The organism is Nostoc sp. 2RC (assembly GCF_014222165.1).
Classification (GTDB): Bacteria; Cyanobacteriota; Cyanobacteriia; order Cyanobacteriales; family Nostocaceae; genus Nostoc; species Nostoc linckia.
The window spans coordinates 1-2471 of the sequence record NZ_JACKZU010000621.1 but is presented as its reverse complement, the minus strand read 5'-3'; the positions used below and the strand labels follow the sequence as shown (position 1 = coordinate 2471).

Here is a 2471-nt window from a genome sequence, read left to right as displayed (position 1 = left end):
TTTGTTTTTACACAAGCACGTTCAACCCTATTTCTTCCCCTTCTCCTTTCGCCGGCAGCGTCAGATGTTTATAAGACACAGTCCCCCCCCCCACCGCCATACCCAGAATTAATAATTACCTCATCTCCTAGCGGGATATGGGCCTTTATGCAGTAAAATAAAACTTAATCAAGGTAGAAATCATTAGAACAAAAAATTACCATGACAGCTTTTACAGCACCTAAAAACGAAACCATCGCTTTTGACTTAGAAAAATTAAACCAGGAGTTTGAAACTGCCACTCCCAAAGAAATCTTGGCATGGTCTATAGAAAACATCCCCACCGGACTGGTGCAAACCAGTGCTTTTAATGTGGATGACATGGTAATTACCCACATTCTTTACAGCGAACTGAAGTTTCCTGTTCCTGTAATCTTTCTCGATACCCTGTACCACTTCGATGAAACCCTAGAACTAGTTGCTAAAGCCAAACAAATATACAACCTCGATCTGCAAACTTACAAAACTTTAGAAGCGGATAGCCCCGAAGCTTTTGAAGCCAAATTTGGCGATGCACTCTGGGACAAAGATATTCTCAAATTCCACGACATTACCAAAATTGAACCACTGCTACGGGGTTTAGACGAACTCAACAGTGTGGCTTGGATTACTGGACGCCGCCGCGACCAAGCAGTAACCCGTGCTAACATGCCCATCTTTGAACTAGACGGTAAAGGTCGTTTGAAAGTAAATCCCATAGCTACCTGGACGCGCAAAGATAGCTGGCTTTACGTAGCGGAACACGGAGTTATCTACAATCCCTTACACGACCAAGGTTATCCCAGCATCGGCGACAAACCCATCACAACAAAAGTCAAAGATGGCGAAGACGAACGCGCCGGACGCTGGCGGGGAAGCGATAAAACAGAATGCGGTATTCATATTTAGTTACTGGTCATTAGTCATTAGTCATTAGTCATTGGTTAGTAGTTAAAAATAAGAAATGACAAAAGACAAAGCGCAAAGTCGAGCCACTGCGTTCCTGTCGCCTTGCGTCGGAAAGCAAGTGGCGTTGAGCCAAGGCTTCCTTGGATCAGAACTTTGTAAGAGACGACAAATGACTAAGGACAAAGAACAAATATGATTAAAATCCTCCACCTTTCTGATATCCACATGGGAAGCGGCTTTTCCCACGGACGAATTAATCCGGCGACTGGATTAAATACACGATTGGAGGATTTTGTCAATACATTATCTCGATGTATTGACCGAGCGATCGCAGATCCGGTAGATTTAGTAATATTTGGTGGCGATGCTTTTCCTGATGCGACACCACCACCTTATGTACAACAAGCTTTTGCTAATCAGTTTCGCCGTTTGGTAGATGCGAATATTCCCACAGTACTGTTAGTGGGAAATCACGACCAACATTCCCAAGGATTAGGAGGCGCGAGTTTATGTATTTACCGCACCTTGGGAGTGCCTGGTTTTGTCGTTGGCGACACATTGACCACTCATCACATCAAAACTCGTAATGGCAAAGTACAAGTAATTACCCTGCCTTGGCTGACTCGTTCGACGCTAATGACTCGCCAAGAAACTGAGGGTTTGTCTTTGGCCCAAGTCAATGAACTATTAACAGAACGCCTGCGAGTTGTTTTAGAAGGGGAAGTTCGCCGTCTTGACCCCCATGTGCCAACTGTGCTTTTGGCTCACTTGATGGCTGACAATGCAACTTTAGGTGCAGAACGCTACTTAGCAGTGGGTAAAGGTTTTACTCTGCCTTTATCTTTGTTGACGCGGCCTTGTTTTGATTACGTAGCATTGGGACATGTCCATCGTCATCAAAATTTAAATAAATCCAACAACCCGCCGGTGATTTATCCAGGAAGTATTGAGCGGGTAGATTTTAGTGAAGAAAAAGAAGACAAAGGATATGTAATAGTAGAACTGGAACGGGGTAAAACAGAGTGGGAGTTTTGTCAGTTACCAGTCCGGGATTTTTGCACAATTGAGGTGGATGTCTCCAAAGCAGAAGATCCGCAAGGGGCATTAATCAAAGCGATCGCCAAGTATGATATTGAAGATGCTGTAGTGCGGTTAATTTACAAACTGCGCTCAGAACAGATGGATTTAATTGAAAGTGCTTCTTTACATACTGCTTTAAGTGCGGCTCATACCTACACTATGCAAGCAGAATTAGTCAGTCAATTGGCTCGACCGCGAATTCCCGAATTGAGTGCTAGTAGTAGCATTGACCCAATGGAAGCCTTGAAAACTTACTTAAACAATCGCGAAGACCTCAAAGACATTGCAGCCGCAATGCTAGAAGCAGCACAAAAGTTGCTAGCAGATGATGTAGAAATCTGGCTAGAAGCTGCAACTAATGAATAGCATAAAGCCTATTAATTTACCAGACTCCACTCCCCAAAACTTATATAGAAATGGCGATCGCTATACGAATAGAAGATTTAGGGATTGGGGGATTGGGG

2 protein-coding genes are annotated in these 2471 nt (G+C 43.8%); both read left to right on the top strand.

Annotated elements, in window-relative coordinates; genetic code table 11:
* Window positions 1–201: 201 nt before the first annotated feature.
* The gene (gene cysH / locus GNE10_RS33845; RefSeq protein WP_185570410.1) at window positions 202–927 is read left to right on the top strand and encodes a phosphoadenosine phosphosulfate reductase; all 726 of its coding nucleotides are present in this window, start codon (window positions 202–204) and stop codon (window positions 925–927) included.
* A gap of 192 nt (window positions 928–1119) precedes the next feature.
* Complete coding sequence (gene sbcD / locus GNE10_RS33840) at window positions 1120–2373, top strand: exonuclease subunit SbcD (RefSeq protein ID WP_185570409.1); 1254 nt, start codon at window positions 1120–1122, stop codon at window positions 2371–2373.
* Window positions 2374–2471 lie beyond the last annotated feature (98 nt).

What these genes read in the sequence shown, in the direction of transcription:
- cysH (WP_185570410.1), top strand. Translation starts at nt 202, where the DNA reads ATGACAGCTTTTACAGCACCTAAAAACGAAACCATCGCTTTTGACTTA.
- sbcD (WP_185570409.1), top strand. Translation starts at nt 1,120, where the DNA reads ATGATTAAAATCCTCCACCTTTCTGATATCCACATGGGAAGCGGCTTT.